General features: G+C 55.9%; 27 protein-coding genes. 16 read left to right on the top strand and 11 right to left on the bottom strand.

Translation table 11 applies throughout. From position 1 onward, the window contains the following. On the bottom strand, positions 1-408 hold a 408-nt coding region (locus ACMVME_RS19075; protein WP_414743479.1), incomplete at its 3' end, for an FAD-dependent oxidoreductase. Between the two features lie 71 nt (positions 409-479). Continuing rightward, positions 480-1,322, bottom strand: a complete 843-nt coding sequence (locus tag ACMVME_RS19080) for a 23S rRNA (adenine(2030)-N(6))-methyltransferase RlmJ (RefSeq protein WP_020884500.1) — start codon at positions 1,320-1,322, stop codon at positions 480-482. A 214-nt stretch (positions 1,323-1,536) separates the two neighbouring features. Here ACMVME_RS19080 and prlC point away from each other — a divergent pair, with 214 nt between their 5' ends. Both prlC and rsmJ read left to right on the top strand, forming a co-directional pair. Continuing rightward, positions 1,537-3,579, top strand: a complete 2,043-nt coding sequence (gene prlC / locus ACMVME_RS19085; RefSeq protein ID WP_151712578.1) for an oligopeptidase A — start codon at positions 1,537-1,539, stop codon at positions 3,577-3,579. 7 nt (positions 3,580-3,586) lie between these two features. Next, positions 3,587-4,348, top strand: coding sequence for a 16S rRNA (guanine(1516)-N(2))-methyltransferase RsmJ (gene rsmJ, locus ACMVME_RS19090; RefSeq protein WP_041162897.1), 762 nt, complete (start codon positions 3,587-3,589; stop codon positions 4,346-4,348). A gap of 86 nt (positions 4,349-4,434) precedes the next feature. Here the strand turns inward: rsmJ and uspA are convergent, their stop codons facing one another. Then, the gene (uspA, locus tag ACMVME_RS19095) at positions 4,435-4,872 is read right to left on the bottom strand and encodes a universal stress protein UspA (protein ID WP_003861223.1); all 438 of its coding nucleotides are present in this window, start codon (positions 4,870-4,872) and stop codon (positions 4,435-4,437) included. Positions 4,873-5,155: 283 nt separating this feature from the next. On the opposite strand from uspA, the gene uspB reads away from it, so the two are divergent. Next, positions 5,156-5,491 (top strand): universal stress protein UspB, encoded by a 336-nt coding sequence (gene uspB / locus ACMVME_RS19100; protein WP_003861224.1) that lies wholly within the window; start codon positions 5,156-5,158, stop codon positions 5,489-5,491. Positions 5,492-5,545: 54 nt separating this feature from the next. Here uspB and pitA read toward each other — a convergent pair whose 3' ends face one another. Continuing rightward, on the bottom strand, positions 5,546-7,045 hold the full coding sequence (gene pitA, locus ACMVME_RS19105; RefSeq protein ID WP_014172068.1) for an inorganic phosphate transporter PitA: 1,500 nt from the start codon (positions 7,043-7,045) through the stop codon (positions 5,546-5,548). Between the two features lie 229 nt (positions 7,046-7,274). On the opposite strand from pitA, the gene ACMVME_RS19110 reads away from it, so the two are divergent. Further along, entirely contained in the window at positions 7,275-8,471 is a 1,197-nt protein-coding gene (locus ACMVME_RS19110; RefSeq protein ID WP_232947453.1) for an NAD(P)/FAD-dependent oxidoreductase, read from the top strand. A gap of 32 nt (positions 8,472-8,503) precedes the next feature. Here the strand turns inward: ACMVME_RS19110 and ACMVME_RS19115 are convergent, their stop codons facing one another. Both ACMVME_RS19115 and ACMVME_RS19120 read right to left on the bottom strand, forming a co-directional pair. Beyond that, positions 8,504-9,442 carry an NAD(P)-dependent oxidoreductase gene (locus tag ACMVME_RS19115; protein WP_020884505.1) on the bottom strand — a complete coding sequence of 313 codons (939 nt, stop codon included), beginning with the start codon at positions 9,440-9,442 and terminating at the stop codon, positions 8,504-8,506. Then, entirely contained in the window at positions 9,442-10,134 is a 693-nt protein-coding gene (locus ACMVME_RS19120; protein WP_025202818.1) for an RraA family protein, read from the bottom strand. Before ACMVME_RS19120 ends, ACMVME_RS19115 begins: the two co-directional genes overlap by 1 nt. 169 nt (positions 10,135-10,303) lie before the next feature. On the opposite strand from ACMVME_RS19120, the gene ACMVME_RS19125 reads away from it, so the two are divergent. Then, positions 10,304-11,041, top strand: coding sequence for an IclR family transcriptional regulator (locus ACMVME_RS19125; protein ID WP_020884507.1), 738 nt, complete (start codon positions 10,304-10,306; stop codon positions 11,039-11,041). Positions 11,042-11,078: 37 nt separating this feature from the next. On the opposite strand, the gene ACMVME_RS19130 is transcribed toward ACMVME_RS19125, so the two are convergent. Beyond that, positions 11,079-12,413 carry an MFS transporter gene (locus ACMVME_RS19130; RefSeq protein WP_014172063.1) on the bottom strand — a complete coding sequence of 445 codons (1,335 nt, stop codon included), beginning with the start codon at positions 12,411-12,413 and terminating at the stop codon, positions 11,079-11,081. Between the two features lie 334 nt (positions 12,414-12,747). Here ACMVME_RS19130 and ACMVME_RS19135 point away from each other — a divergent pair, with 334 nt between their 5' ends. Next, positions 12,748-13,146 carry a potassium channel family protein gene (locus ACMVME_RS19135; RefSeq protein WP_020884509.1) on the top strand — a complete coding sequence of 133 codons (399 nt, stop codon included), beginning with the start codon at positions 12,748-12,750 and terminating at the stop codon, positions 13,144-13,146. A 165-nt stretch (positions 13,147-13,311) separates the two neighbouring features. Then, positions 13,312-14,340 carry a TerC/Alx family metal homeostasis membrane protein gene (locus ACMVME_RS19140; RefSeq protein WP_020884510.1) on the top strand — a complete coding sequence of 343 codons (1,029 nt, stop codon included), beginning with the start codon at positions 13,312-13,314 and terminating at the stop codon, positions 14,338-14,340. Positions 14,341-14,385: 45 nt separating this feature from the next. On the opposite strand, the gene ACMVME_RS19145 is transcribed toward ACMVME_RS19140, so the two are convergent. Continuing rightward, positions 14,386-15,048, bottom strand: coding sequence for an HAD family hydrolase (locus ACMVME_RS19145; RefSeq protein ID WP_014172059.1), 663 nt, complete (start codon positions 15,046-15,048; stop codon positions 14,386-14,388). Positions 15,049-15,288: 240 nt separating this feature from the next. On the opposite strand from ACMVME_RS19145, the gene ACMVME_RS19150 reads away from it, so the two are divergent. After that, a complete protein-coding gene (locus ACMVME_RS19150) occupies positions 15,289-15,816 on the top strand; it encodes an NlpC/P60 family protein (protein ID WP_228176329.1) in 528 nt (175 codons plus the stop codon). Positions 15,817-15,820: 4 nt separating this feature from the next. Here ACMVME_RS19150 and ACMVME_RS19155 read toward each other — a convergent pair whose 3' ends face one another. Further along, positions 15,821-16,615 carry an SDR family NAD(P)-dependent oxidoreductase gene (locus ACMVME_RS19155; RefSeq protein WP_020884512.1) on the bottom strand — a complete coding sequence of 265 codons (795 nt, stop codon included), beginning with the start codon at positions 16,613-16,615 and terminating at the stop codon, positions 15,821-15,823. Between the two features lie 33 nt (positions 16,616-16,648). Beyond that, entirely contained in the window at positions 16,649-17,530 is an 882-nt protein-coding gene (locus ACMVME_RS19160; protein WP_020884513.1) for a LysR family transcriptional regulator, read from the bottom strand. Positions 17,531-17,629: 99 nt separating this feature from the next. On the opposite strand from ACMVME_RS19160, the gene ACMVME_RS19165 reads away from it, so the two are divergent. The 8 genes from ACMVME_RS19165 (at position 17,630) to arnF (ending at position 25,954) form a co-directional block, all read left to right on the top strand. Next, the gene (locus tag ACMVME_RS19165) at positions 17,630-18,136 is read left to right on the top strand and encodes a phenolic acid decarboxylase (protein WP_049021789.1); all 507 of its coding nucleotides are present in this window, start codon (positions 17,630-17,632) and stop codon (positions 18,134-18,136) included. Positions 18,137-18,563: 427 nt separating this feature from the next. Then, positions 18,564-19,703: a UDP-4-amino-4-deoxy-L-arabinose aminotransferase gene (arnB, locus tag ACMVME_RS19170; protein ID WP_414743480.1), complete on the top strand. Its 1,140-nt coding sequence runs from the start codon at positions 18,564-18,566 to the stop codon at positions 19,701-19,703. A gap of 1 nt (position 19,704) precedes the next feature. Next, the gene (arnC, locus tag ACMVME_RS19175) at positions 19,705-20,688 is read left to right on the top strand and encodes an undecaprenyl-phosphate 4-deoxy-4-formamido-L-arabinose transferase (RefSeq protein ID WP_020884516.1); all 984 of its coding nucleotides are present in this window, start codon (positions 19,705-19,707) and stop codon (positions 20,686-20,688) included. Beyond that, positions 20,685-22,667: a bifunctional UDP-4-amino-4-deoxy-L-arabinose formyltransferase/UDP-glucuronic acid oxidase ArnA gene (arnA, locus tag ACMVME_RS19180; RefSeq protein WP_414743481.1), complete on the top strand. Its 1,983-nt coding sequence runs from the start codon at positions 20,685-20,687 to the stop codon at positions 22,665-22,667. Before arnC ends, arnA begins: the two co-directional genes overlap by 4 nt. After that, positions 22,664-23,566, top strand: coding sequence for a 4-deoxy-4-formamido-L-arabinose-phosphoundecaprenol deformylase (arnD, locus tag ACMVME_RS19185; RefSeq protein ID WP_020884517.1), 903 nt, complete (start codon positions 22,664-22,666; stop codon positions 23,564-23,566). Before arnA ends, arnD begins: the two co-directional genes overlap by 4 nt. Beyond that, positions 23,563-25,218, top strand: a complete 1,656-nt coding sequence (arnT, locus tag ACMVME_RS19190; protein ID WP_063435118.1) for a lipid IV(A) 4-amino-4-deoxy-L-arabinosyltransferase — start codon at positions 23,563-23,565, stop codon at positions 25,216-25,218. Before arnD ends, arnT begins: the two co-directional genes overlap by 4 nt. Then, positions 25,215-25,553 carry a 4-amino-4-deoxy-L-arabinose-phosphoundecaprenol flippase subunit ArnE gene (gene arnE / locus ACMVME_RS19195; protein ID WP_014172049.1) on the top strand — a complete coding sequence of 113 codons (339 nt, stop codon included), beginning with the start codon at positions 25,215-25,217 and terminating at the stop codon, positions 25,551-25,553. Before arnT ends, arnE begins: the two co-directional genes overlap by 4 nt. Next, positions 25,550-25,954: a 4-amino-4-deoxy-L-arabinose-phosphoundecaprenol flippase subunit ArnF gene (gene arnF, locus ACMVME_RS19200; protein WP_014172048.1), complete on the top strand. Its 405-nt coding sequence runs from the start codon at positions 25,550-25,552 to the stop codon at positions 25,952-25,954. The genes arnE and arnF overlap by 4 nt, the downstream gene beginning before the upstream one ends. Here arnF and acpT read toward each other — a convergent pair. Beyond that, positions 25,911-26,504: a 4'-phosphopantetheinyl transferase AcpT gene (acpT, locus tag ACMVME_RS19205; RefSeq protein ID WP_025202827.1), complete on the bottom strand. Its 594-nt coding sequence runs from the start codon at positions 26,502-26,504 to the stop codon at positions 25,911-25,913. The genes arnF and acpT overlap by 44 nt on opposite strands. Positions 26,505-26,506 lie beyond the last annotated feature (2 nt).

The following is a 26,506-nucleotide window of genomic DNA, read 5'->3' on the forward strand; positions in this document are numbered from 1 at the left end:
CAGGATGTGATCGGCAGTGATCGTCTCACCGTTAACTTCTATCGTCTTCGCATCAACAAAGCGCGCAAAACCATGAATAACATCGACGTTGTTCTTGCCCAGCACATTGTCGTACGAGGTATGAATACGGTCGATATAGGCAGTACGGCTGGCGATCAGCTTGTTCCAGTCAAAGTTATTAATGGTGGTGTCAAAGCCGTAATCCGGGCCATACATATGGATTGCTTCACGGATTTGGGCCGCATGCCACATCACTTTCTTCGGTACACAACCCACGTTGACGCAGGTGCCGCCCAGCGCTTTGGCTTCGATCAGCGCACATTTCTGGCCATACATGGCCGCGCGGTTGATGGAGGCGATGCCGCCGCTGCCGCCGCCGATTGCGATGTAGTCATAATGCTTAGTCATAGCTTTTATCCTTAATCGTGAATTGCCGCGATTGTATACCTGAAATCAATAGTTTCCACCGATGACTGCGATTACTCCGGCACGATCCAACTGACGGTGGCATGGCCCGTTCCGGCCGGCACCAGCGTCTTGTGCAGCCACGGCAGCACGTTGTTCATCTGCGCTTCGAGCTTCCATGGCGGGTTGATCACAATCATGCCGGAAGCGGTCATGCCGCGCTGGTCGCTGTCCGGGCGCACGGCCAGTTCAATTTGCAGAATTTTGCGGATACCGGTCGCTTCCAGGTCTTTGATCATGCGTTTAATTTGCGCGCGCAGCACCACCGGATACCACAGGGCATAGGTGCCCGTCGCAAAACGTTTGTAGCCGTCGTTAATACCGCTCACTACCGCCTGATAGTCGGTTTTGATCTCATAAGGCGGGTCGATCAGCACCAGACCGCGACGGGATACCGGCGGCAGTTTGGCCTTCAGCTGCTGGTAGCCATCCGCCTTTTCCACACGGGCGCGGCTGTCTTTCTGGAATTCAGAACGCAGCAGCGGGAAGTCGCTTGGGTGCAGCTCGGTCAGCTGAAGGCTGTCCTGCTCGCGCAGCAGCTGGCGGGCAATCAACGGCGAGCCAGGGTAGTAGCGCAGCTGGCCGTTGCGGTTAAAATGATTCACCACACCAATGTAGGGTTCCAGCTCTGCCGGCAGGTCGTCCTGCTGCCAGATGCGGGCGATCCCTTCCAGGTATTCCCCGGTGCGTTCGGCATGTTCGCCGCTCAGCTGATAACGTCCCGCGCCCGCGTGGGTGTCCAGATAGAGAAACGGTTTATCTTTCTCTTTGAGTGATTCAATGATCAGGCTCTGAACGGTGTGTTTAAGGACGTCGGCGTGGTTGCCTGCGTGAAAGCTGTGGCGATAACTGAGCATGAATGAATGTGTTCCAGGTAGTAAACGTAGGCCTGATAAGCGTAGCGCCATCGGGCAAAAATAGAGCGTATCGCCACAGTATACAGAAAAGTTTATCCTGCCGCGAAAGCGCAACGTCTGGCATTGAAATCCTCTACACTTATCCCCATTCTAGATCGCATATGCACAGCGCCGGATGCGCGCTTCATTCATCTTATTCAACAGGACAGCGTTTATGACCAATCCATTACTGACGCCTTTTTCGTTGCCACCGTTTTCTAAAATCCGCCCTGAGCATGTGGTTCCAGCCGTAACACAGGCGCTGGACAACTGCCGTGCGGCGGTAGAAAGCGTGGTGGCGCAGGGCGCGCCGTACACCTGGGAAAATCTGTGTCAGCCGCTGGCCGAAGTGGATGACGTGCTGGGACGCCTCTTCTCCCCGGTAAGCCATCTGAATTCAGTGAAAAACAGCCCGGAACTCCGTGAAGCGTATGAACAAACCCTGCCGTTGCTCTCTGAGTACAGCACCTGGGTTGGTCAACACGAGGGGCTGTACAAAGCCTATCGCGACCTGCGCGATGGCGACCACTATGCCGAACTTAACATCGCGCAGAAAAAATCGGTCGATAACGCTCTGCGTGATTTCGAACTCTCCGGCATTGGTTTGCCGAAAGAGAAACAGACCCGTTACGGTGAAATTGCGGCCCGTCTGTCTGAGCTGGGCAACCAGTACAGCAACAACGTGCTGGACGCGACCATGGGCTGGACGAAGCTGATTACCGACGAAGCCGAGCTGGCCGGTATGCCGGAAAGCGCGCTGGCGGCGGCGAAAGCGCAGGCCGAAGCGAAAGAGCAGGAAGGCTTCCTCTTAACCCTGGACATCCCGAGCTACCTGCCGGTCATGACCTACTGCGACAATCAGGCGCTGCGCGAAGAGATGTACCGTGCGTACAGCACCCGCGCCTCCGATCAGGGCCCGAATGCCGGTAAGTGGGATAACAGCCCGGTGATGGCTGAAATCCTCGCGCTGCGTCACGAGCTGGCACAGCTGCTGGGCTTTGAGAGCTACGCTTCCAAATCCCTCGCCACCAAAATGGCGGAAAATCCACAGCAGGTCCTCGATTTCCTGACTGACCTGGCGAAACGTGCGCGTCCGCAGGGCGAGAAAGAGCTGGCGCAGCTGCGCGCCTTCGCGAAAGCGGAATACGGTGTCGACGAGCTGCAGCCGTGGGATATCGCCTGGTACAGCGAAAAACAGAAACAGCACCTTTACAGCATCAGCGATGAGCAGCTGCGCCCTTACTTCCCGGAAAACAAAGCCGTTAACGGCCTGTTTGAAGTGGTTAAACGCATTTACGGGATCACCGCCAAAGAACGTACCGACATCGACGTCTGGCATCCGGACGTGCGCTTCTTCGAACTGTATGACGAGAAGAACGAGCTGCGCGGGAGCTTCTACCTGGATCTATACGCTCGCGAGAACAAACGCGGCGGAGCATGGATGGATGATTGCGTCGGGCAGATGCGTAAAGCGGACGGCTCCCTGCAGAAGCCGGTGGCGTACCTGACCTGTAACTTCAACCGTCCGGTGAATGGCAAGCCTGCACTGTTTACCCATGACGAAGTGATTACCCTGTTCCACGAGTTCGGCCACGGCCTGCACCATATGCTGACCCGTATCGAAACCGCAGGCGTTGCCGGTATCAGCGGTGTGCCATGGGATGCGGTCGAACTGCCAAGCCAGTTTATGGAAAACTGGTGCTGGGAGCCGGACGCGCTGGCGTTCATCTCCGGCCATTACGAAACCGGCGAGCCGCTGCCGAAAGAACTGCTGGATAAAATGCTGGCGGCGAAAAACTACCAGGCGGCGATGTTTATCCTGCGCCAGCTGGAGTTCGGCCTGTTCGACTTCCGTCTGCACGCCGAGTTTAGTCCGGAGCAGGGGGCGAAAATCCTCGAGACGCTGGCCGAGATTAAAAAGCAGGTCGCCGTTATTCCTGGCCCAACCTGGGGCCGCTTCCCGCACGCGTTCAGCCATATCTTCGCGGGCGGCTATGCGGCAGGCTATTACAGCTACCTGTGGGCCGACGTGCTGGCGGCGGATGCGTTCTCTCGCTTTGAAGAAGAGGGCATTTTCAACCGTGAAACTGGCCAGTCGTTCCTTGATAACATCCTGACGCGCGGCGGTTCTGAAGAGCCAATGGTGCTGTTCAAACGCTTCCGTGGCCGCGAGCCGCAGCTGGATGCGATGCTTGAGCACTACGGAATTAAAGGCTAACCGTTACGTGAAGATTTGTTTAGTCGATGAAACAGGCGCCGGAGACGGCGCCTTATCTGTTCTGGCCGCCCGCTGGGGCCTGGAGCATGATGATGAAAACCTGATGGCGCTGGTGATGACGCCGGCGCATCTGGAATTACGTAAGCGTGACGAACCCAGGCTCGGCGGGATATTTGTCGATTTTGTGGGGGGCGCTATGGCGCACCGGCGCAAGTTCGGCGGCGGTCGCGGTGAAGCGGTTGCCAAAGCGGTTGGCGTCAAAGGAAGCTATCTTCCGGACGTGGTAGATGCCACGGCGGGTTTAGGGCGCGATGCGTTTGTCCTGGCCTCGGTAGGGTGTCACGTGCGGATGCTGGAGCGCAATCCGGTCGTGGCCGCGCTGCTCGACGACGGGCTGACGCGCGGCTATGCCGACCCGGAGATTGGACCGTGGCTGCAGGCGCGCTTGCAGTTGATTCACGCCTCCAGCCTGACGGCCCTGACCGATATCACTCCGCGTCCGCAGGTGGTCTACCTCGACCCGATGTTCCCGCATAAGCAGAAAAGCGCGCTGGTGAAGAAAGAGATGCGGGTGTTCCAGTCGCTGGTCGGGCCGGATTTAGACGCGGATGGTTTGCTGGTGCCTGCTCGTCAGTTAGCCACGAAGCGCGTAGTGGTGAAACGCCCGGACTATGCGCCGCCGCTGGCGGACGTGGCAACGGCCAATGCGGTGGTCACCAAAGGGCACCGGTTTGATATTTATTCGGGGACGCCGGAACAGGAAGGTTAGGGTGTGCGGTTTGATGCCGTCACCCCAACCCGCGCTGGAAAGAGGCTCGAACGGTTCCCTCTCCCGGTGGGAGAGGGAAAGCAGACTTACTCGTCTTCTTCGTCACGCAGTGGAACAATCAGCATATCCACATGAACGGTGTTAATCAGCTGACGCGCTGAAGACATCAGCTTGCTCCAGAAGTCCTGGTGGTGACCACAAACGACCAGGTCCATATCGTATTTCTTAATCGCATCAACCAGCACCTGACCCAGATCGCCGCTGCCGCTTAAGGTTTCGGTGATAGGGTAGCCCGCGTTGGTGGACAGTTCGCTCAGGGCGTGGTGTGTCTCTTCAGAGATGCGTTTCTGCATATCACCGAGATTGACGTCAATCAGACCGGTATAGAGGTCGGAGTAATTCACATCAACGTGGATAAGAGAAACTTTCGCGTTGTAAGGGCGTGCCATGGATACCGCTTTATCAACCAGCACTTTACTCTCCGGAGAGAGGTCTACCGCGATGAGAATGTGTTTGTAAGCCATAGTGTTACTCCTTCCTTAAGTTATCGATGACTAAATGGAAAAGCCGTCGTCTGATGCTTTCATTACGGCCCAGTAAAACATATTTTTCAAGCTTTGGTGTTGATAACGATTAACCTTGTGGCAAAAAAATTAACGGATCTCCTACACTATTTAATGAGCCGTTCGGATATTAAAACGCGAACCGGATCGACTTTTGTTCATTCTTTCACTGAACTGTCTGTCAGGGCACTGGAGTGCGGTAGCTCAGAGGCCTTGCTTCGTGGGCGTACGCCGGGGAGGATGTATGATTAGCACCGTCGCATTGTTTTGGGCGTTATGCGTGGTTTGCATAGTGAATATGGCGCGCTACTTCTCATCGTTACGTGCGCTATTAGTGGTACTTCGTGGTTGCGATCCGTTGCTTTATCAGTATGTGGACGGTGGAGGGTTCTTCACCTCGCACGGACAGCCCAGCAAGCAGATGCGTCTGGTAGGGTATATCTATTACCAGCGCTATCGCGATCACCACGATGAAGAGTTTATTCGCCGTTGCGAGCGTCTTCGCCGTCAGTTCATTTTAACCAGCGCCCTGTGTGGTCTGGTTGTGGTCAGTATGATTGCCTTGATGATTTGGCACTGAGCATAAAAAAAGCGGGTCAGTTTCCTGACCCGCTTTTTTATCGCGTTCTGCCGATTAGATAAGCTTCAGCGAAATCCAGTACAACCCACCCGACAGCAGGATAGAGGCCGGAAGGGTAAATACCCAGGCCATCAGAATGTTGGTCACGGTTTTGCGTTGCAGACCGCCGCCGTCAACAATCATGGTCCCTGCCACGGAAGAGGAGAGTACGTGGGTGGTCGAAACTGGCATACCGGTATAGCTCGCCAGACCGATTGAAACCGCCGCCGTCATCTGCGCGGACATACCCTGCGCATACGTCATGCCTTTCTTACCGATCTTCTCGCCGATGGTGGTCGCCACACGACGCCAGCCAATCATCGTACCGATACCGAGAGCCAGTGCGACAGCCATGATGATCCAGATTGGCGCGTACTCAATAGTATTGAGCATATCGCCTTTCAGTTTCTTCAGCAGACGCTGGTCGTCAGCATTCACTTCTGGCAGCTTCGCCACTTTATCCGTGACATCAGAGATGCACAGCATAATGCGACGCAGTTGACCACGTTGCTCAACGGACAGTTTGTCGTAGCTTTCGATATTACCCAGCATGCCTTTGGCACGTTCCAGCGCGTTAATCGCGTTTGCCGGATGGCAGTGGAATTCGCCCGGCGCAGTGGTAGCGCCTGCTTCAGGAGAAGGGATCAACTGGTCAACGCCGGTTGCCTTCTTCAGCAGCTCAGGGTGTTGCTGGAAATAGATTTCAACGTTGTTCACCGCATCACGGGTACGGGTGATTTCGTAACCGGAGGCGTTCATGTTGACCACGAATCCCGCCGGTGCGACGCCAATCAGTACCAGCATTACCAGACCAATGCCTTTCTGACCGTCGTTCGCGCCGTGAGAGAAGGCAACGCCGATAGCGGAAAGGATCAGGGCAATCCGCGTCCAGAATGGCGGCTTTTTCTTGCCGTCTTTCTTCTCACGCTCTGCCGGCGTCAGGTGAATACGGGAGCGTTTTTTCGTATTGCTCCAGTAACGACGCAGGATGAAAATCAATCCGCCTGCGACCACCAGACCCACGATAGGGGAGACAATCAGTGAGGCGAAAATTCCCAGCACTTTCGGGATGTTTAACGCATCAACAACCGAGGTACCGGTCATGAGGGCATTCGTTAACCCAATACCGATAATCGCGCCGATGAGGGTGTGAGAACTGGATGCAGGCAGGCCGAAATACCAGGTACCGAGGTTCCAGATAATTGCAGCAAGCAGCATTGAGAACACCATAGCGAGGCCATGGCCAGAACTAACGTTGAGAAGCAGATCCGTTGGCAACATATGCACGATCGCATATGCAACGCTCAGTCCACCCAGAAGAACACCAAAAAAGTTAAATACCGCCGCCATAACAACCGCGAGCTGCGATCGCATTGCGCGAGTGTAGATAACCGTTGCTACTGCGTTTGCAGTGTCGTGGAAGCCGTTGATCGCTTCGTAAAACAGTACAAAAACCAGAGCAAGCAATAATAAAAGCCCGGTATGTAAATCCAGGCCAGCAAACAAATGTAGCATAGGACGTTACGCCATTTTGAGGACATGAACGCGGCGCATTATCCAGGACAAATGCGCGGCGGGCAAAGTGAAATATAGCTTTTTTTTGATATAACTTCGGCTTTGTTGGCGTTAGGTAAAGAAATATATTTTATATTTCAAGTATATGACTGATATCTCGGTTAATTGCGCTGGTGTGACCACAGAGGAAACTTTACAATCCGCGGCAGTTAACGAAGAGGATTTTGACGTGGAAAGGTTTGATGCCGTGGTAATTGGCGCCGGTGCGGCGGGTATGTTTTGTGCGGCGATGGCCGGACAGGCGGGTCGTCGCGTGCTGTTGCTGGATAACGGTAAAAAGCCAGGACGTAAAATTCTGATGTCCGGTGGCGGGCGCTGCAACTTTACAAATCTCTATGTCGAACCCGCAGCTTATCTGAGCCAGAACCGTCATTTTTGCAAATCGGCCCTGGCGCGTTACACCCAGTGGGACTTTATCGACCTGGTGGGTAAGCACGGTATCGCATGGCATGAGAAAACGCTGGGCCAGCTGTTCTGTGATGACTCCGCCCAGCAGATTGTCGATATGCTGGTGGCCGAGTGCGAGAAGGGCGGCGTGGTGATGCGCCTGCGCACGGAAGTGCTGGAGGTGTCCCGCGATGAGCAGGGCTACACGCTGCAGTTAAACGGGGAAAGCGTCAGCGCCGATAACCTGGTGATTGCCAGCGGTGGCCTCTCCATGCCGGGGCTCGGTGCTTCACCATTCGGCTACAAGATTGCCGAACAGTTTGGCTTGAACGTGCTGCCCACCCGTGCGGGGCTGGTACCGTTCACCCTGCATAAGCCCCTGCTGGAACAGCTCCAGACGCTTTCTGGCGTCTCGGTGCCGTCGGTCATTACGGCTGAAGACGGTACGGTGTTCCGTGAAAACCTGCTGTTTACCCACCGTGGTCTTTCCGGCCCGGCGGTACTGCAAATTTCCAGCTACTGGCAGCCGGGGGAGTTTGTCACGGTTAACCTGCTACCCGAATGCGACCTGGAGGCTTTCCTCAACGAGCAACGCGCGGCGCACCCGAATCAAAGCCTGAAAAACACGCTGGCCATGCAGTTGCCAAAACGTCTGGTGGAATGTTTGCAGGTGCTGGGTCAGATCCCCGATGTGTCGCTCAAGCAGCTTAACAGCCGCGAACAGGCGGTGCTGGTTGAGACGCTGACAGCCTGGCGGGTGCAGCCCAACGGCACCGAAGGCTACCGCACGGCGGAAGTGACGCTTGGCGGGGTCGACACCCATGAACTCTCCTCACGCACCATGGAAGCGCGCAACGTGCCTGGGCTCTATTTTATTGGTGAGGTGATGGATGTGACCGGCTGGCTCGGCGGATACAATTTCCAGTGGGCATGGGCAAGTGCCTGGGCGTGTGCTCAGGCGCTGGCAGAAGACAAGTGACATAAGAGCACTGCCACTCGTCACAGTTGGCTTTACGGGCTGACGGTGGTTACGTCTGTTACAGCAAGAATATTGCTCGCGGCCACGGTCCCCATCTTGATATATGACGCTGCGGTAACGCCGCCAATATGTGGTGAAATAACCACGTTTTCTACGGACTGCCAGAGGTGCGGCGCCGTCAGCGGCTCGTGGGTAAAGCTGTCCAGCGCTGCGCTGTGCAGCGTGCCATCCCTGAGCGCCGCCAGTAACGATTCATCGTCGATCAGTCCGCCGCGTGCCGTATTTACCAGAATTGCGTTCCGCTTGCAGTGTGCGAGCGTCTGGCTATTGATCATCCCCCGATTCTCATCGGTCAGCGGACAGTGCAAAGAGATGACATCGGAACGGGAAAGAAGTCCATTCAGCGTTTCTGCGCGTTCACACAGGGCAGGCATGGACTTAGCATAGGGATCGTAAGCCAGCACCTTCATGCCGAATGCGTGGCCAATATGTGCCACACGCGAGCCGATAGCACCCAATCCGATGAGCCCTAATGTTAAGCCCTCCAGTTCAATGGATTTATGCGTCGCCTTATCCCAGTGCCCGTCTCGCAGGCGCTTGTCCAGAGGTACCACCGACTTTGCGCAGGCGAGGATCTGCGCCCAGGTATGTTCAGCCACTGCCGCCGCGTTTGCACCTGGCGCAGCGCGGACGGCGATGTTGCGCTCGGCCGCTGCCGTCTGGTCTATCACATCGATCCCGCTTCCGTGCTTGGAAATAACCTGCAGAGCGGGGGCGGCATCCATGACTTTCGCGGTAATCTTGCCGTAACGTACCAGAATCGCCACAGGATTGTGTCGTTCACACAGCGCGATCAGTTCATCTTCTGTGGGCTGGCGGCCCGCAAACACCACCTCAAAGCCCTGCAACATCACCATGGCCTGCTCCGCCAGGTCGCTTCCGGTAACCAGAACTACGTCTTTGCCCCCCATCACAGCGTCTCCCCGTCATCTAACATACCTGCCTTACGAAGCGCGTCATCAAGCCAGTGTGGACGTAAATCGCCTTCACGGATGGCGGCAAGGCGTCGGGTCTCCATCTCCAGCTTTCCTTTTGCCAGCGCGATAACTTCCTGAACCTCATCGCGCGGGATGACTACCACGCCGTCGATATCCGCGACAACCAGATCCCCGGCCTGAACCGTCGCCCCGGCGACTGAAATGGGATGATTAACCCGACCAGAAATTAGCTTTGTCGGGCCGCAGGGGTTCAGACCGGCAGAAAAGACAGGGTAGTGACCTTTGCTCAAGGTATCGGCGTCTCGTACAGCGCCGTCAATAATAATGCCCGCAATGCCGCTCGCCTGAGCCTGAGTGGCCATGATTTCCCCAAGCAGCGCGCAGCTCAGGTCGCCTTTGCCATCGACGATCAGGACATCGCCGGGCTGCGCCACCGCCATCGCGGCATGAATCGCCAGATTATCACCCGGACGGACTTCAACGGTGATGGCCGGACCCGCAACGGACATGTGTGGGGCCAGCGGTTTGATGCGGCCATGAAGCGTACCGCGGCGACCGGCCACGTCGGCCAGAATAGCGGCCTGATACTCGGCAGCCCGACGAACGTCCTCGGCAGAAACGCGATCAAACTGGCGATTAATCGGTTTTTTTTCAGTAACGGACATGAATGCCTCCATATTGTTTTACTAAGTACAATGCAGGTGTACAGTGCAAAACAACTATAGCGGTGTTGCTTTCCTTTTAGCCAGACCCGAGATGGCGTTTGTGATGTAAACACGAAGTGACTCACAAAATTTGAGGTACACTCACTGCCGGGCTAACAAGGAGATAATGATGGGGAATGAAGGCGTTGTAGCGGTTGAAAAAGCGCTGGCTTTACTGGATTGCTTCCGTCCTGGAGATGAGAGCCTGACGCTGACCGCGCTGGCACAGCTATCGGGTTATCACAAAACCACGGTTTACCGCTTGATGAATTCTCTTGAACGGATGAATTACGTCGTCAGGCATGAAGACGGCAATTATGCGCTGGGCCCACGTCTGCTTTACCTCGGCAAGCTGTATGAACAATCTTTCCATCTTTCCCGAGTGGTTCAGCCAGAGCTCCAGGCCTTATCCCTGGCGTCTCAGGAGAGTGCCAGCTGGTATGTGCTGGAGGGAGGGCAGCGGCTTTGCCTGTTTCGCGCTGAAGCGTCGCATGGCCTGCGACACAGCAATCTTCCCGGTAGCCAGTTCCCGCTCGATAATTCGGCCATCAGTAAGGTATTACGCCATTGGGGGCTCAATGAGAGCCTGCCGGAGGGAGACGCTGAACTCCCTTTCTACACGTCAGGCGCACGCGATCCCCACACCGCTGCGTTTGCGATGCCTGTCTTCGGCGTTCACGACAAGCTGGTTGCGGCGTTAGCCCTGACCGGCCCCATCTCACGGCTGACGGAAGATCGTCGTGAGAAGGAGATAGGTCAGTTGATGAAGGCGGCAGCAAGCCGTCTGTCGCAGAAAATGGGAGCCAGTAAGCTCTTCTGTCAGCAGTTTTTTGGGGAAACGAGCGATACGGCGGAAGAACATCTTTAAATGCAGAAGCGGGACAGTTGTCCCGCTTCTGTCAACGCTAATGCGTGACCTGTTTTTCGTGTAGCTGAGCGTTGCGGGCCTGTCGGCCCATAATGAGCACCGCTATCCCCCCGGCCACGCACAGCGCGGCCAGCGGAAGCATCGCCAGCGTGTAGCTGCCCGTACGCTCATTGATAATGCCGTACGCGTTTACCATCACCGCCCCGCCTATAAGGTTTGCGATGGCGCCAATCGCGGCCAGTCCCGCCGCCGCTGAGGTACTGCTCATCCAACCGGACGCCAGCGCCCAGAAAGGCCCTTTCATTGAATAGGCGCCTATCAGCATAATGCTGAGGATAACGATCGTGGCAGACAGCGAGACGCTCACAAAGGCGGCGAACACGCCGGCGGCAATTATGAATAGCGTGAGTGCGGTATGCCAGCGGCGTTCGTTGGTACGATCGGAATTCCGTCCCCATACAATCATGAGAACAGATGCCAGACCGTAAGGAATGGCGTTAAGCAGACCTGTCTCAAGATTATCGAGATGGAAGGATTTCAGCAGTTGAGGAGACCAGACGCTGATGGTGGTACCCGCGGACGATGCACCCGCGTAAATCAGCGCCATCAGCCAGATTTGGCGATGCTTTAACAACTGCCAGGTGGTCTGGTGTCCGATATTCTTTTGCTGATTGCGCTCGGTTTCCAGCGTGGTTTCCAGCCATTGTTTCTGTTCACTGCTAAGCCAGCTCGCCTGATGAGGGCGATCCCGGAGAATAAACCAGGCGGCAATACCCAGCAGCACCGCCGGCAAGCCTTCAATAATGAACAGCAGATGCCAGCCGCGAAGACCCAGCCAGCCATCCAGTGACAGTATCAACCCGGAAAGCGGGGAGCCAATGAAGTTAGCGAGTGGGATGGCGACCATAAAGGACGCAATAATGCGTGCGCGGTAGCGGGACGGGATCCACCAGGTCAGATACAGCACGACGCCCGGGAAGAAGCCCGCCTCTGCAGCACCGAGAAGAAAACGGACGATATAGAGCGACGTGGTGTTCTGCACCAGGGACATACACATGGAGACGATGCCCCAACTGATCATAATGCGCGGGATCCACAGCCGGGCGCCGACTTTCTGCATGGCCAGGTTGCTGGGTACTTCAAACAGAAAATAGGCCACGAAATAAAGACTGCTGGCGAAGCCAAATGCAGCTTTGCTGAGGCCAAGATCCTCATTCATCTGCAGCGAAGCCATGCCGATATTCCCGCGATCGATAATGGAGACCAGGTAACTGACAATCAGAAACGGGAGAATACGCCAGATCACCTTCCGCATCGTCTCTCTTTCTATGTCCTCGGTGGCGGTAGCACCGTTACGTAAATGTTCTGTCATTGTGTCCTCGCAGGGTATGTTCTTTGTTTTATTAGGTACAACTTAGTTTTATTAAACAAAACCACTATAGCGACGGCGCGTTCTTTTTATCCAGTTAATGGAAGGTTTAAATGATGTAAATAAGAGGTGACTCACAGATAGTGCGCTCCAGATATATCGCTCACAGCAGTCGAACCAGCCGCAAAGAGGAGACTCTAAAAGGGTGACAATCACGCAGCGCAATTATTGCACCAACTTTTTTCCTCCGATCCACTAAGCTTCGACCAGGCCAGACAACTCCAGGTGCCCCGCTGCGTTCGTGGGGTCATTTTTCTTCCCGGTCAGAGCACCTTTCATGCAGCTACTCAGCATCATTATTTTGCTTACCCTTACGGTGGTCATCCATTCGCTGTGGATGTTTTGCGTTTTAAAATTCATTAACTTAGAGGTCGACTCTGCGGTGCGTGTGGTTTTGCGTAACGTCGGGATCGTTATCTCCATGATCTTCGCCCATCTTCTTGAAGCCGGTCTCTTCGCCGGGTTTTATTTTGTTATTGATGCATTTAACGACTGGAACACCAGCTTCTACTTTTCGCTGGTCAGTTACGCCACGGTGGGATACGGCGATGTCACGTTGCCTCAGCACTGGCGGCTGATTGGGGGTGTGGAAGGCCTGGTCGGCGCCTTGATGGTGGGCTGGTCAGTGGCGGTTCTGGTGGCCGTACTGCAGCGTTTGCGCGGCATGAGCGCCTAAACGGCAGATGCGCGACCCCATGGAGTGCGGTAAAGTACCTCTCTTTGCCGGGCCTGAAAAGCCGCGGCTTTAAGGGTTAAAGGCTGGTAAACAGCCTGCCCCTTTCCGTTCCTGGTTTACGCCAGTTTGCATGGTGTTGTGTTTTGTCTGCCAAAAGGGTTGTGTATGTCTGCTGCTCATCTCGGTTTCCCGACTGAAACCGTTGTTGTCTTTGTAGTGATGGCCGTCGGGGCGATGTTTATCGACCTCTTTATGCACCGTCACGATAAACCGATCTCGCTGAAAAGCGCTGCCATGTGGTCCCTCTTCTGGGTCATGATGGCCATGGCTTTCGCCGGGTTCCTGTATGTTCACCACGGCGCAGAGATGGCAAGCCTGTTCCTCACCGGTTACGCGCTGGAAGAGGTGCTCTCCGTCGATAACCTGTTTGTGATGATGGCGATTTTTGCCTGGTTCGGCGTGCCGGATAAATATCGTCACCGTGTCCTCTACTGGGGCGTGCTCGGGGCGATTGTTTTCCGCGGTATCTTTGTGGCCATTGGGACCAGCCTGTTAAGTCTGGGGCCTTACGTCGAGGTTATCTTCGCGCTGGTCGTCGGCTGGACGGCGGTGATGATGCTCAGACGCAATGAAGAGAGTGACGAGGTTGAAGATTACTCCGGCCATCTGGCTTACCGTCTGGTGAAACGCTTCTATCCTGTCTGGCCTAAAATCAGCAGCAATGCCTTTATTCTGACCCAGAAAGAGGTGGACGCGGAGCTGGAGAAACCTGAAAACCAGGACGTGATGGTTGGACGCGTGAAGAAGGCGAAGCGCTACGCAACGCCGCTGTTGCTTTGCGTGGCGGTCGTGGAACTCTCTGATGTGATGTTCGCGTTTGACTCCGTGCCGGCCATTATTGCCGTCAGCCGTGAGCCGCTTATTATTTACAGCGCAATGATGTTCGCCATCCTCGGCTTGCGTACGCTCTACTTCGTGCTGGAAGCGCTGAAGCAGTATCTGGTGCATCTGGAGAAAGCGGTGGTGCTGCTGCTGTTCTTCGTGGCGTTCAAGCTCGGATTAAATGCCACCGATCACTTCTGGCACCACGGTTACAGCATTGGTGCCACGGCAAGCCTGTTTGTGGTGCTTGGCGTGCTGGCGCTGGGGATTATCACCAGCGTGATGTTCCCGGGTAAGAAAGAAGCCCATTAAAAGCAAAACGGCAACCTTTGGTTGCCGTTTTCGGGTAGACAGTGTCTAACACTTAATCGGTGAATGTCGACGCTTGCGCGGTGGATGGAAGTGCCGCCAGTGTGCATCCTGCGCCGCCGCCAGCAGTTCATGGTCACCGCGGGTATCGCCCCACGCGCGCAGGTGGTAGCTATTCAGATCGCCATACACTTTTTCCAGCCTCGCCACCTTCTGGGCACAGCGGCAGTTGTTGCCGGTGATACGCCCGGTCAGCTTGCCGTCTTTCACTTCCAGCTGTGTGCCAATCAGCTTAATCCCCAGCTTGTCAGCCCACGGCTGGAGCACCAGCGCCGGAGAGGCGGAGCAGATGGTCACTTCCGCACCGGAATTCACCTCTGCGGCGACGGCCAGTACGCCGGCAGGGCGCATCAGCTTGTCCCAGTATTTTTCGCAAAACGCTTCCGCCTGCTGGCGTAGCCAGTGTTCATCCACGCCCGTCAGGAACGTTTTAATCAACACTTCCTTCAGCTCATCGCGCGTCAGCTTACGACGCACGCAGTGGAGCGTGGGCAAGGCCATACGCACCAGGCGGCCCGCGAAGTAACGTTTACCAAAGGCAAAACGCAGGAAAGGGATAAAGCTGTCGTGGTGCGTCAGTGTTCCATCAAAGTCGAAGACGGAGAGCACGTTGGATTTGGCCACGGCCTCGTCGGCAATCATATTGGTCATAAATACGTCTTAGCTAAAATACACATTCTGTTGATTAGTTTACCTGCTTTACCCTGTCTGTCCTTCTGTCTTGAGCATTTTTTTCGCGATCTTGCGATCGGAAAGTGAGTCCATTTTTGGTCTCAATAATAATTGGTTGAAAAGCGAGCTGTCTATATTATCGCCACATTGCGCGCTATTTCGGGGGAACGTTGGCCCCCACCGGTAAGGAAAACATTCACTCACTGAATCTATTTTGATATGACGTTTAGATCGCTTATTTCAATCCTCTCGTTAAGTCTGGCTTCGTTTTCGGCATTGAGTTTTCAACTGCCGGCGTCGATGCTGTCAATGAACCGCGAGCTCGCCCTTTCTCCGGCAAAATCCGCGCTGCTGCACCAGGAAACAGGACCACTGCGTACCCGGATCCTTGATCAATACCAGAAGTGGAAAGGCACCCACTATCAGTGGGGCGGGACCACACATCGGGGCGTGGACTGCTCCGCGCTGATGCAGCATCTGTTCAGCGATGCGGCGCACCTTAATCTGCCGCGCGCGACGGGCGAACAGATCCATCGCGGCGTGAAGGTGGCGCAATACCGTCTGAAGGCGGGGGATTTGGTCTTCTTTCAGACCGGTCCAGACCGAAGGCACGTGGGCGTGTACATCGGCAATAGCCAGTTTATTCATGCCTCACGCAGCCAGGGCGTAACCGTTTCAACCCTGACTGATGACTACTGGCAGGCGCACTATATTACTGCCCGACGGGTCACAGACCGTTCTGTCTGAGGGATCAGATGATGTCATCCACCACGCCGCCATCGACGCGCAGTGCCGCGCCCGAGGTGGCGGAGGCCTGGGGCGAGCAGACATACACCACCATATTGGCGACTTCTTCCACCGTCGCGGCACGCTGGATAACCGAGCTCGGGCGGTGAGTCATCACAAACTCTTTCGCCAGTTCCTCCAGCGATTTGCCGGTTCTCTCGATCTCGTCTTTCATCATGTCGGCAAAACCGTCTGAAAGGGTGGGGCCGGGCAATACGCTGTTCACCGTGACACCGCTTCCCGCCACGAACTTCGCCAGCCCGCGAGCGAGCGACAGCTGCGCCGTTTTGGTCACGCCATAGTGGATCATGTCCGCCGGAATATTGCAGGCCGACTCGGACGAAATAAACACCACGCGTCCCCAGCCTTTCTGCACCATACCCGGCAGCAGCGCACGGGAGATACGCACGCCGGACATCACGTTTGTCTGCCAGTAACGCTCCCAGGTGTCATCGTCGGTGCCATAAAAATCCTGCTGGCCGTAAATGCCGGCGTTGTTGACCAGGATGTCGACGTGGGTCGCCACGTTCAGCAGCGATTCCACCCCTTCAGCCGTGCTGAGGTCGGCAATTGCGGCGCGTACCTGCACCCCAGGCACAACCTGTTGTAGCTGCTGGATACCTTTATTCACAGATTCCGTGCTACGGCCATTGATGATCACTTCCGCACCGCTTTCAGCCAGCCCTCGGGCTATGGCGAACCCGATCCCGCCGGTAGAGGCGGTCACCAGCGCGACTTTCCCCGTAAAATCGATCTTCATCATCTGCTCCTTATCGTGTTTAACGTTCGGACCTTAAAGCGTAGCAGGTGAGGATGGCGGCTCCTGGCTAAAAAGGCGCAGCAGGGTTTCAACCTGTTCATCCAGCGGGCCGAGGGAGCGTTTCACAATCAGGTGCAGCGGCGTAGCCCGGCGCGCACCATGGCTAAGCGGCAGGCGTTTAAGCACCCCCAGATCAAGCTGGGTCTGAATACGCTCCTCTGGCAGCCAGCCATAGCCGACCTGGGACATCACCGCCTCTATGGCTGCATCAATGGTGGAAAAGGTCCACGACTCACCGGCCGCACGCGCGGCGGTCTGGCTGTCGGCTATCTGAATGAGCGGCCACGGGCGCAGCATATCGTCGTTAAGCGGCGCGTCGAGGCTAAAGAGGGGATGTTGATGATGCGCCACGGCAACAAAGTCGATATTCATCAGCCATTCGCCAAGACCGGTTATGTCCTGGCGGCGGGTTAACACCATCACGTCGGCTTCATCATTAATGACATCGGTGCGGCTATTTTCCAGTACTTCGGTGAGACGGACCTGCGTTTGCGGATACAACTGCTGGAACTGACGCAAAATAGCGAACAGGCGTCGGCGCGGGAAAATGCTGTCCACCACCAGATCTAACCGCGTGCGCATTCCGTTACGCAGGCTTGCCGCACGGGTCTCAACATAGGCGAAGGCTTTCAGCAACGGTTTAACCTGGTTGAGCAGGAGTTCGCCGGCCGGGGTCAAGACAGCCCGCCGCCCCTCAGGCACCAGCAGCGCCACGCCCAGCCGCTCCTGCAGCAGCGACAGGTTATAGCTGACCGAGGACTGGCTGCGGTTGGTCTCTTCCGCTGCTTTGGCAAAGCTGCCTGCCTCGACCACTCTTTCCAGTAATGACCATTGTTCAAGCGTCGTCTTATGCATTATTAATCTAAAATTTGGATGAATTTGATTCAAACATAGCGTTATTCATTCATTTTTTGAAGGGGTACGATCGTCTCATCAAAACAAAGGAGACACATTATGAACACCTTCGACAAACATGACTTAAGCGGCTTCGTCGGCAAACACCTTGTATATACCTACGATAATGGCTGGAACTACGAGATTTATGTCAAAAATGAAACCACCCTTGATTACCGTATTCACAGCGGGATTGTGGCGAACCGTTGGGTGAAAGATCAGCAGGCTTATATTGTTCGCGTAGGGGAGAGCATCTATAAAATTTCCTGGACAGAACCAACCGGTACCGACGTGAGCCTGATTGCAAACCTGGGTGACAAACTGTTCCACGGCACCATCTTCTTCCCACGTTGGGTGATCAACAATCCAGAAAAAACCGTCTGCTTCCAGAACGATCATATTCCATTGATGAATGCGTATCGTGATGCGGGTCCGGCATACCCCACTGAAGTCATTGATGAATTTGCGACGATCACCTTTGTTCGCGACTGTGGGGCGAATAATGAAAGCGTTATTGCCTGCGCGGCCAGTGAATTGCCGAGTGATTTTCCTGCTAATCTTAAGTAAACGCGACAATTCACATTAAAAGAAAGTTCCCGGCGGTTGACGAAACCGCCGGGGTTTTTATTTTGGTTGAGCGTTCATTTACTTTTCTTATCGTTTTAATGTAAAAGAAATGAAATATTTAAATGCCCGTCGTGAGTCTACTCACAAAAAATAAAAAAAAGAGAATTAAATCCCATCTTACTGTTGTAAAAGGATTTTTCTTGCACTCTGTTGCTCTTTACCCATTCCGCTTTCCTCATCTCTTAATTTTTTCCTAAGAAAACGACGATACTTTTACTTTAGTTGATGGTTTGTTGACATAAATGGAGTGCAGTCTAAATTTTATTTGGACTTTATTTATAAACCATCTTGCATGATTCCATTGAGCTGCCCATAACGACAGCGCAGTAAAAAAGATGACGCCTTTAATACAGCAAGGAAATTAATGATGAGTGATTTTTTGCCTTTTTCCCGGCCGTCCATGGGTAGCGAGGAATTAGCGGCGTTGCAGGAGGTATTAACCTCCGGCTGGATCACCACAGGACCGAAAAATCAGGCGCTTGAAGAGGCATTCTGTCAGCTAACCGGGAATCAACATGCGATTGCCGTCAGCTCAGCGACCGCGGGAATGCATGTCACGCTGATGGCGCTGGGTATTGGTCCAGGCGATGAAGTGATTACCCCCTCCCTGACCTGGGTATCCACACTGAATATGATTGTGCTGCTGGGCGCAACCCCGGTGATGATTGATGTGGACCGGGATACGTTGATGATCACGCCGGACGCGGTCGACGCCGCCATTACGCCACGCACAAAAGCGATTGTTCCGGTTCATTATGCCGGCGCGCCGTGTGACATCGACGCCATTCGCGCCATCGGGGAACGTCACGGTATTCCGGTCATTGAAGATGCGGCGCATGCAGCCGGCACGTACTACCACTCGCGCCACGTGGGCTGGCAGGGCACCGCGATTTTCTCATTCCACGCCATTAAAAACATGACCTGCGCCGAAGGCGGGTTAGTGGTCACGGACGATGCGCAACTGGCGCAGCGGATCCGTAGCCTGAAATTCCACGGCCTGGGTGTGGACGCTTACGACCGCCAGACGCACGGTCGTGCGCCGCAGGCAGAAGTTATCACGCCCGGCTTCAAATACAACCTGGCGGATATCAACGCCGCGCTGGCGCTGGTGCAGTTGGGCAAACTGAAAGAGGCCAACGCACGACGTCATGACATTGCTGAACGCTATCTGCGCGAGCTTGCCGATACGCCGTTCCACCCGCTGCGTATTCCTTCATGGCCGCACGTCCACGCCTGGCACCTGTTCATCATTCGCGTGGATGAAGCCCGCTGCGGGATTTCTCGCGACAACCTGATGGCAGCCCTGAAGGAAAAAGGCATTGGCACCGGCCTGCATTTCCGCGCGGCGCACACGCAAAAATACTACCGCGAGCGTTTTCCTGATGTATCGCTCCCGAATTCTGAATGGAATAGCGCGCGTATTTGTTCTCTCCCCCTTTTCCCGGACATGACTCATGACGACACAACCCGCGTCATTACCGCGCTCCATCAGCTTGCAGGAAATTGATATGTTCAGCGCACCGCCTGTACAAAAAGTTTCTGTGGTTATCCCCGTTTACAACGAACAGGAGAGCCTGCCCGAACTGATCAGCCGCACGACGGCCGCCTGCGACACGCTCGGCAAAGCCTATGAAATACTGCTGGTGGATGATGGCAGTAGCGATAATTCCGCGCTGATGCTGACCGAAGCCGCGCAGGCCGAGGGCAGCCATATTGTTGCCGTGCTGCTTAACCGTAACTACGGCCAGCACTCCGCCATTATGGCCGGGTTCAGCCACGTGACGGGCGATCTGATTATTACGCTTGATGCCGATCTGCAAAACCCGCCGGAAGAGATCCCGCGTCTGGTTGCAAAGGCCGATGAAGGGTACGACGTGGTCGGCACGGTGCGGCAAAACCGTCAGGACAGCCTGTTCCGTAAGCTGGCTTCCCGCACAATCAACCGTCTGATCCAGCGAACCACCGGCAAAGCGATGGGCGATTATGGCTGCATGCTGCGCGCCTACCGCCGCCATATTGTCGACGCCATGCTGCACTGCCATGAACGCAGCACGTTTATTCCTATTCTCGCGAACACCTTTGCCCGTAAGGCGACGGAAATCCCGGTACTGCACGCCGAGCGCGAGCACGGGGAGTCGAAGTACAGCTTTATGCGTCTCATCAACCTGATGTACGACCTTATCACCTGCCTGACCACCACGCCGCTGCGCCTGTTGAGCGTTTTCGGCAGCATCATTGCCGTGTTCGGCTTCGCGCTCTCCGTGCTGCTGGTGTTACTCCGCCTGATCTACGGTCCCCAGTGGGCGGCGGAAGGGGTCTTCATGCTCTTTGCCGTGCTGTTTATGTTCATCGGCGCCCAGTTTGTCGGGATGGGCCTGCTCGGGGAATACATTGGCCGTATTTATAACGATGTTCGCGCACGTCCGCGCTACTTTATTCAACGTGTTGTCCGCCAGGAACACAAAGCATCTCAAGAGGAAATTCACCCATGAAAGCTGTTGTCTTTGCCTATCACGATATGGGGTGTGCGGGCACGCTGGCCCTGCTGGAAGCGGGCTATGAAATCGCTGCAATCTTCACGCATCCGGACACGGCCGGAGAGAATAACTTCTTTGGCTCGGTGGCGCGTATCGCCGCAGAGCGCGGTATTCCGGTTTACGCCCCGGACGATGTCAACCATCCGCTGTGGGTGGACCGCATCCGGGCGCTCGCGCCTGATGCCATCTTCTCGTTCTATTATCGCAACCTGATTTGCGATGAGATTTTAAGTCTGGCGGCAAAAGGGGCATTTAATCTTCACGGCTCTTTGCTGCCCGCCTACCGTGGCCGCGCACCGCTGAACTGGGTGCTGGTGAACGGCGAAACGGAAACCGGCGTCACTCTGCACCGTATGGTGCACCGCGCAGATGCCGGTGCCATCATCGCGCAGCAGCGCGTGGCTATCGATGCGGATGAAACTGCGCTGCAGCTTCATCAGAAGCTCTGCACCGTAGCGCAAAGCCTGTTACGTGATGTGTTGCCAGCGATCCTTAACGGCACCTTCAGCGAGACCGCGCAGGATGAGAGCAAGGTGAGCTGTTTTGGCCGTCGCCGGCCAGAAGATGGTCGCCTGGACTGGAACAAGCCGGCTCGTCAGTTGCACAACCTGGTGCGTGCCGTCACCGACCCCTGGCCGGGGGCGTACAGCTTTGCCGGCGTGAGTAAGTTTATCGTCTGGAAATCCCGCGTACGCGACGACATTCCTGCCGCCAAACCGGGCACCGTTGTCTCGGCTTCCCCGCTGATTGTCAGCTGCGGCGAGCAGGCGCTGGAGATCGTGACCGGGCAAACCGATAACGGCGTTTACGTTCAGGGCGCGCAGCTGGCTCAGTCTCTGGGGTTGGTCACTGGCGCACTGATCACCAGCGCACCGGTTGTGGCCATCAAACGCCGCACCCGCGTGCTGATCCTCGGCGTCAACGGTTTTATCGGCAACCACCTGACCGAGCGTCTGCTGAAAGACGATAACTACGAAATTTATGGTCTGGATATCGGTGCTGATGCCATCAGTCGTTTCCTCGACAACCCGCGTTTCCACTTTGTGGAAGGGGATATCAGCATTCACTCCGAGTGGATTGAATATCACATTAAAAAATGTGACGTGGTGCTGCCGCTGGTGGCGATTGCCACGCCGATTGAGTACACCCGTAACCCGCTGCGCGTGTTCGAGCTGGACTTCGAAGAGAACCTGAAGATCATCCGCGACTGTGTGAAATACGACAAGCGCATCATCTTCCCGTCCACTTCTGAAGTGTACGGCATGTGTACTGACAAAAACTTCGACGAAGATACCTCTAACCTGGTCGTCGGGCCGATCAACAAGCAGCGCTGGATTTATTCCGTCTCCAAGCAGCTGCTCGACCGCGTGATCTGGGCCTACGGCGAGAAAGCGGGTCTGCGCTTTACGCTGTTCCGTCCGTTTAACTGGATGGGACCACGTCTGGATAACCTTAACGCGGCGCGTATCGGCAGCTCACGTGCCATCACCCAGCTGATCCTGAACCTGGTGGAAGGCTCGCCCATCAAGCTTATCGAAGGCGGTAAACAAAAACGCTGCTTTACGGATATCAGCGACGGTATCGAGGCGCTGTTCCGCATCATCGAAAACAAAGAGGGTCGCTGCAACGGAGAGATCATCAACATCGGTAACCCGGATAACGAAGCGAGCATTCGCGAGCTGGCTGAGATGCTGCTGGCAAGCTTTGAACGTCATCCGCTGCGCGATCGCTTCCCGCCGTTTGCCGGTTTCCGTGAAGTGGAAAGCAGCAGCTACTACGGTAAAGGTTATCAGGACGTTGAGCACCGTAAACCGAGCATTCGTAATGCGAAACGCTGCCTGAACTGGACACCGACGGTGAAGATGGATCAGACCATTGATGAAACGCTCGATTTCTTCCTGCGCACCGTGGAGCTGTCGGAACAGGTCTCATGAGAAAAGTCGGTTTACGCATTGATGTCGACACCTTCAGGGGGACGCGTGACGGCGTACCCAAACTGCTGGAACTGCTGAGCAAGCACAACGTGCGCTCATCCATTTTCTTCAGCGTGGGGCCTGACAATATGGGACGTCATTTATGGCGTCTGGTTAAACCGGCATTTCTGTTCAAAATGCTGCGCTCACGCGCAGCCTCTCTCTACGGCTGGGATATTTTGCTGGCCGGAACCGCATGGCCCGGCAGGCGCATTGGCGCGGGTAATGAAGCCGTTATCCGCGACGCGGCGCAGCACCATGAGGTTGGACTGCATGCCTGGGATCACCATGCCTGGCAGGCCTGGGCTGGCGTCTGGGATATTCCACGCCTGTCGCGTGAAGTTGAGCGCGGCATGCTGGAGCTGGAGGCCATCACCGGTCAGACGATTCGCTGCTCCGCCGTGGCGGGATGGCGTGCCGACCAACGCGTAGTGAAAGCCAAAGAACCCTTCGCGTTTCGCTACAACAGCGATTGCCGCGGCACCGGGCCTTTTTTGCCGCTCATCGGGGAGAATCGCCTGGGGACGGTGCAAATCCCGGTCACGCTTCCCACCTGGGATGAAGTGGTTGGGCGCGAGGTCAGTGCCGGAGGGTTCAATCGCTATATTCTGGACTGCATTCATCGCGACACCGGTACGCCCGTCTATACCATCCACGCGGAAGTGGAAGGGATTGCGTATCAGCATGATTTCGATGCACTGTTGACGATGGCCGCTCAGGAGGGCATTCAGTTTTGTCCATTGAGCGAATTGCTGCCAGAGGATCTTAGCGTCCTGCCCGTGGGCAAAATTGTGCGTAATGAACTGGCTGGCCGGGAAGGCTGGCTTGGCTATCAACAAACCGTGAGTCCGGTATCATGAAAGCAGCCCGTTATGGCTTAGCGCTTCTCGCACTGTTTATCGTTTACTACCTCATTCCGATCGATATCCGCCTGCTGTGGCAGCCTGATGAAACGCGCTATGCGGAAATCAGCCGCGAAATGCTGGCGTCTGGAGACTGGATTGTCCCGCATTTTCTGGGGCTGCGTTACTTTGAAAAGCCGATTGCGGGCTACTGGATCAACAGTATCGGGCAACTGCTGTTTGGGCATACTAACTTTGCCGTGCGCGCCGGCGCCATATTCTCAACCGGGTTGACGGCTCTGCTGGTGATCTGGATGGCGTGGCGCCTGTGGCGGGATAAGCGCGTTGCCATTTTCTCAGGCCTTATCTTCCTGACCCTGTTCCTGGTGTATGGCATTGGTACGTACGCCGTGCTGGATCCCATCATTACCCTGTGGCTGGTGGCCGCTATGTGCAGCTTCTGGCTGGCCTCGCAGGCTGAAACCGTGGCCGGAAAAGCGGGTGGCTACGTGCTGCTCGGGCTTGCCTGCGGCATGGGGGTGATGACCAAAGGATTCCTGGCGCTGGCGGTGCCGGTGATAGGTGTGCTGCCGTGGGTGATTGCGCAGAAGCGCTGGAAAGAGGTGCTGATCTTTGGCTGGCTGGCCATCGTGAGCTGTGTGCTGATCGTCCTGCCCTGGGCGCTGGCCATTGCGCATCGAGAGCCTGATTTCTGGCGTTACTTCTTCTGGGTTGAGCATATTCAGCGCTTTGCCCAGAGCGATGCCCAGCACAAAGCGCCGTTCTGGTACTACCTGCCGTTCCTGCTGGCCGGCAGTCTGCCGTGGCTGGCGCTGTTGCCCGGCGCGTTTCGGCTGGGCTGGCGCGAAAGAGACAACACGGGCGGTGGCTTTTATCTGCTTGGATGGGTCGTGATGCCGCTGCTGTTTTTCAGCATTGCCAAAGGCAAACTGCCAACCTACATCCTGCCGTGTTTTGCTCCGCTGGCTATCCTGATGGCGCGCTATGCCTGCATCGCGGCGGACAAAGGGGCCAGAGCGTTACGCATTAACGGCGGGATTAACCTGGCGTTTGGTGTGATTGGCGTGGTGGCGGCGCTGGTGGTCTCACCGTGGGGGGTTGCTAAGCATCCGGTCTGGACATCCGTTGAGCTGTATAAAGTCTTCTGCGCGGTGCTGGCGTTTCTCGTCTGGGCGGCTGTCGGCTGGTTTACCGTGCGGCAAAGCGCGCAGCGCTGGTGGCTGGCGGCGTTGTGTCCTGCTGGTGTGGCGCTGCTGATTGGGTTTGCCATTCCTAACCTGGTGGTGGATTCCAAACAGCCGCAGTCGCTGGTGGATACCATCCGTGACCCGCTTCAGAGCAGCCGGTTTGTGCTGGCGAACAATGTTGGCGTGGCCTCCGGGCTGGCGTGGGAGCTTAAGCGTAATGACATCATTCTGTTTGGTCAGAGCGGCGAGCTGAGCTACGGGCTAGCGTACCCGGATGTGAAAGACCGGTTTGTCGAGAAAGATAATTTTGCGCAGTGGCTGGCAACGCATCGCCAGCAGGGGGGCGTGTCACTGGTGATCCTGCTGTCAAAACACGACGATATTAAGCGGGCTCATCTGCCAGAACCGGACAGCCTGTATATTCAGGGCCGTCTGGCCTGGCTGCAGTATTTACCGCAATGACGACCTGGCTCTGGTTGATACTGGCAAGCCTGCTGACCTGCGCAGGGCAGCTGTGTCAGAAGCAGGCCACCCGTCCGGCGAAAGCCGGGCGGCGTGGCGCGCATATTATGCTATGGCTGGGCCTGGCATTGCTGGCACTGGGCAGCGGCATGCTGGTCTGGCTGGTGGTCCTGCAGCGCCTGCCTGTCGGCGTTGCCTACCCTATGCTGAGCCTCAATTTTGTCTGGGTGACCCTGGCGGCGAAAGCATTCTGGCATGAAAAAGTCGCGTTGCATCACTGGCTGGGCGTCGGGTTCATCATCATCGGCATTGTTATCCTCGGAGGAAGCCTGTGAGAGGAACGTTCTGGGCGTTATGCAGCGTAATGCTGGTCAGCGCGGCGCAGCTGCTGCTGCGCTATGCCATGCAGGCTCTGCCGCCAGTCAGCGAGCTTTATGCGTTTGTCTCCGCGCTCTGGCACGTCTCATCCGGTACTGGCGCGCTGCTGCTGGGACTCATGGGGTATGTGGCCTCAATGGGCTGCTGGTATCTGGCGTTGCATCGCATGGCGCTCAGCAAAGCGTATGCCTTGCTGAGCCTCAGTTACATTCTGGTGTGGGCCGCGGCCATTTTGTTGCCCGGCTGGAACGAACACTTTTCCTGGCACGGGCTGGCGGGGGTCGGGATGATTATTCTCGGCGTGCTGGTGATTTTTATGCCACGGACATCCCGTGGTGAGCAATCGTCCCGGCGGTAAGGGTATAAGGCGTTGAGGTGCAGACGGCAAGACTGAGCGAGCCGAACTGGAGCTGGCTTACCGAATGCGTCTGCGACGTGCTGTCGATGCTGACAATCTGCCAGGCGCTGCCGCCTCGCTGCTTCACGATGGCCTCTTTACGCGTCCAAATCCCCCAGAAAGCAGAAAGCTTTGTCTCCGGGTCTTCGCGCTCCAGCTCCGCATGTTCCGCCACGCTGAAGACGGCGTTAGCCAGCGCCTGCCAGTTTTCACGTGGGCGGATAACTTCGATATCACATCCCACTTCGCCTTCGTCGCTCAGCAGCAGCGCGATATTATCGCCGCTGTGACTCAGGTTAAACCAGAAGGGCTGCGCATCCACGAAGGCTGGCTTCCCTTGCTCACCATAGACGATCTCGGGTAACGGAGAAGGAGAAAGCGTTTTGGCGAGCAGGGTTCTCCCCGCCAGCCAGGATGCATTTCGTGCACCCGCAGGTGCCATATGTGCAAGCGTCGACGCCAGCGGGTCTGCGCTCAGGGTGGAGATCTTTCCCAGTATAAACTGGTACATAG

The sequence above is a fragment of the Enterobacter cloacae complex sp. 2024EL-00711 genome (genome assembly GCF_047529885.1).
Lineage (GTDB): Bacteria > Pseudomonadota > Gammaproteobacteria > Enterobacterales > Enterobacteriaceae > Enterobacter > Enterobacter ludwigii.